General features: G+C 71.3%; 3 protein-coding genes. All 3 read right to left on the bottom strand.

Going from position 1 to position 3,529, the window contains the following annotated elements; all coding sequences use genetic code 11:
- On the bottom strand, positions 1–462 hold a 462-nt coding region (locus tag JWR86_RS04595), incomplete at its 3' end, for an adenosylcobinamide-GDP ribazoletransferase (RefSeq protein ID WP_299561405.1).
- On the bottom strand, positions 452–1,501 hold the full coding sequence (cobT, locus tag JWR86_RS04590; protein ID WP_299561403.1) for a nicotinate-nucleotide--dimethylbenzimidazole phosphoribosyltransferase: 1,050 nt from the start codon (positions 1,499–1,501) through the stop codon (positions 452–454). The genes JWR86_RS04595 and cobT, both read right to left, overlap by 11 nt.
- Before the next feature lie 99 nt (positions 1,502–1,600).
- The coding region (locus tag JWR86_RS04585) for a TonB-dependent receptor (protein WP_299561401.1) at positions 1,601–3,529 on the bottom strand (1,929 nt) is incomplete at its 5' end.

Genomic DNA, 3,529 nt, shown 5'->3' with positions numbered 1-3,529 from the left:
GGCCATCAGGCGACCGCCCGCATGGGCCGCCACCAGGGCGGCGGCCCCGGACAGGAGGTGGAGACCGGACAACGCCGCGACCTGCAGGGCGAGCGCGGCCAGCACCGCGAGCACGCCGAAGGTGCCGAGCCGGGAATCCTTCATGATCGCCAGCCGGCTCTCGCGGGTGGTGCCGCCGAGCGCGTCGAAGCTGTCGGCCAGGCCGTCCTCATGCAGCGCGCCCGTGACCAGCAGGCCGGCGAGCAGGGCCAGGATCTCCGGCACGGGCCGTGCCCAGAGCGCGCCCGCCGCCAGCAGCATTGCGGCGGCCAGGAGCCCGACGAGCGCGCCCACCGCCGGAAGGTACTTGGCGCAGCGCGGCAGCCAGTCCGGCTCGATCTCGACCCGGGGCAGCGGAAGGCGCGTCAGCAGGGCCGCGGCCGCGACCAGCCGCCCCCGCTCGCGGGCCCGTCTATCCGGCACGGGCCAGGACCTCGGCAAGATCGTCCACGTCCGTGAAGATGCGGCTTGCCGCCCGCAGCAGCGGCAGGGCCAGAAGCGCACCGGTCCCCTCCCCCAGCCGCAGGCCGAGGTCGAGCAGCGGCTCGGCCCCGAGCGCATCCAGGATGACGCGGTGGCCCGGCTCGGGCGAGCGATGCCCGAAGACGCAATACGGGAGAGCCTCGGGCACGAGCCGGATCGCCGCGAGGGCCGCCGCGGCCGTGATGAACCCGTCCACGAGGACCGGCCGCCGCGCCGAGGCCGCGCCGATCACCGCCCCGGCCATCATGGCGATCTCGCAGCCGCCGAACTCGCACAGCACGGCGAAGGGATCGCTGGCCGGGGTGCGGGCGGCCGCGCGCTCGATGGCCTCCCGCTTGCGGGCGAGACCGGCGGCGTCGTGCCCGGCGCCCGGCCCGATGCAGAGGTCGAGGGCGGCAGGCGCCAGACGGTGCGTCACGAGGGCGGCCGAGCTCGTGTTGCCGATCCCCATGTCGCCGAGCAGCACCGCGTCGGCGCCCTTGGCAACGGCGTTTCGGGCCAGCCGTGCCCCGGCCGAGAGAGCCCGGCGCGTGTCCTCGGGCCCGAGCGCCGGAAAGCGGGCGGCATTCGCCGTTCCGCTCCTGATCTTCTCGGCCACGAGTTTGGGATGGGCTCCGAGATCGGCCGCGACCCCCGCGTCGATCACCACCAGCTCGGCCCCGACGGTCGCCGCGAAGGCGTTCGCGGTGGCCCGTCCCCGGAGCATGGTCTTGACCATCTCAGCCGTCACGGAGGCCGGATAGGCGGCGACCCCCTCGGCCACCAGGCCGTGGTCGCCGGCGAACAACAGCAGCGTCGCCCGGTCGAGACGCGGCGCGAGGCTGCCCTGGATGAGCCCGAGCCGCAGCGCGAGATCCTCCAGCCGGCCCAGGGCGCCGAGCGGCTTCGCCTTGCCGTCGATCCTGGCCCGGAGCTCCGGCGCAAGCCGATCGTCGACCGGAAGCACGGCCGGCAGTTCGAGGCGCGTCTCAACCACCATCAGGCCACCTCGGGATGCTGTTCGTCAGCGGGGCCGGCCAGTCGAGGGGACCGACCGGCACCGCCGTCCGGGACCGCACTCGCGGCCCCGATTGCTGGGTCAGTTGGTGATCCGCAAGCCCGCGAAGGCCGAGGCCCCGGGCCGCAGAAAACCGGTCGGATCCTCGATGCGGCGGTCGAACAGGTTGTCCACCCGCGCAAACACGGTGAGCTGATCCGTGGCCCGGTAATTCGCAGTCAGGTTAACGAAGGCATAGGGCTGCGTGCGCAGGCGGGGAACCGAGAAATCCCGATTGCCGTCCACCTGCGAGCCCACGAACACGGCCGTGCCGGACAGCGTCAGACGCTCCAGGGGCGACCAATCCACCGTGGTGGCGACCTTGTGCCGGGGCCGGCGCAGCAGCTCCTGGCGGTTGATCTCGTCCTTGGTCGAGGTGTTCGTGTAGCTGAGCGTGGCCTGCAGGGCGTCACTGAACTGGAAGCTGAAGAAGGCCTCGGCCCCGTAGGCACTCGCCCGTCCCACATTGTCGATGCGGGTCACCGCCCCGCGCTGCGCGGCCTGGATCAGGTTGCGGATGCTGGTGTCGAAATAGAGCGCACCGACACGCACCCGCCCGCCCGGCAGCGGCTGCTCGAAGCCCGCATCCCAGCCGAAGCTCTCCTCGGGCCGCAGGTTCGGATTGGCGTAGAAGTTGAACGCCGGGTAGCTCTGGAAGAGCTGGCTGAGGGTGGGCGCCTTGAAGCCCGTTCCGACGCTGCCCTTCAGCTTGGTTTCGGTGCCCGGCAGGATCACGGCGGGGGCCACACGGTAGGTCAGCGCCTCGCCAAAACTGTCGTTCACGTCGTAGCGGACGTTGGACACGAGGAACACGCGCTGGGCCCAGTCCTGCTGCAGCTGGACGAAGCCGGCGCTGTTGCCGTTGGTGGGCCGGATCGTCTTGTTGGACAGGGTCTCGTCCTCGCGCTGCGCGCCGAAGACGAGCCGCTGCCCGTCCGCGATGAGGAGATCGCCGCGGTAGTCGTACTGCGTCCTGAGGCCGATGCTGCGGCTGACCGGGGACGGACCGGCCAGCGTCGGGGCGTCCCGGACGTCGGACATCAGGTTCGAGGACGCGACCCCGAAGACGTTCTGGAAGCGGCCGTCCAGCATGTTGACCACCACCTCGCCGCGCTGGAACGAGGACAGCTTGTCGAGCTGCGACCTGAAGGCGTTCGGCCGTGACGGAAAACCGCCGTCGGTGGTCGCCAAAAGCGTCGAATCGATCAGCCGGCCGACATAGTTGAGGCTGATGAACTCGTTGACGTCATAGCCGAGCTTGGTCGTGAAGCTCGCGTTGTCGTGGAGATTCGGGTTGCGGCGCTGGCCCGGCACGACCAGTTCGGCCGGCGTCACCGGGGTCTTGTCCGAGCGGTAATGCTGCACGCCCAGGAAGTAGCTGAACCCCTCTCGGGAGCCGGAGATCGAACCGAACTGGTTGAAGGTGCCGTAGGAGCCGCCCTCGGTCTTCAGCGTCACCCTGGGCGGGCCCTCGCCGCGCTTCGTGGTGACCGAGATGACGCCGCCGATCGCATCCGCGCCGTAGAGGCCGGATTGCGGGCCGCGCAGCACCTCGATGCGGTCCACATCGTCGGTGAGAAGCTGACCGAAATCAAAGGACCGGTTCGGGGTCGAGGGGTCGGACACGTCGATGCCGTCGATCAGCACCTTGACGTGATTCGCGTTGCTGCCGCGGAGAAACACCGAGGTCTGGCCGCCCGGCCCTCCCGACTGCACCACGTGCAGCCCGGGCACCCTCTGGAGGGCGTCGGGGACCGTGCGGCGCTGCTCGCGCTCGAGGTCGGCCGCGGTGATCACGGTGACGGTGCTGGCGATCTCGGCGACGGACGTCGCATTGCCGGTGGCTGCGACAGTGACCGCCTCCGCGGTCGGGGCGGGCCTGATGTCGGGGGTCGGGGCGGCCACCGAGGCCGGCACCGGCCTGGACGCCTGCGCCCGGGCGCGGTGCGCAGGTGCCGGGCGGGTGGCCGC

The sequence above is a fragment of the Enterovirga sp. genome (genome assembly GCF_028290205.1).
Classification (GTDB): domain Bacteria; phylum Pseudomonadota; class Alphaproteobacteria; order Rhizobiales; family Beijerinckiaceae; genus Enterovirga.
Note: the sequence above shows the minus strand (reverse complement) of the source record. Positions and strands in the feature narration are given on the sequence as shown.

Excerpts from the sequence above, each read along its gene's own strand:
- cobT (WP_299561403.1), bottom strand. The coding sequence starts at position 1,501 with ATGGTGGTTGAGACGCGCCTCGAACTGCCGGCCGTGCTTCCGGTCGAC.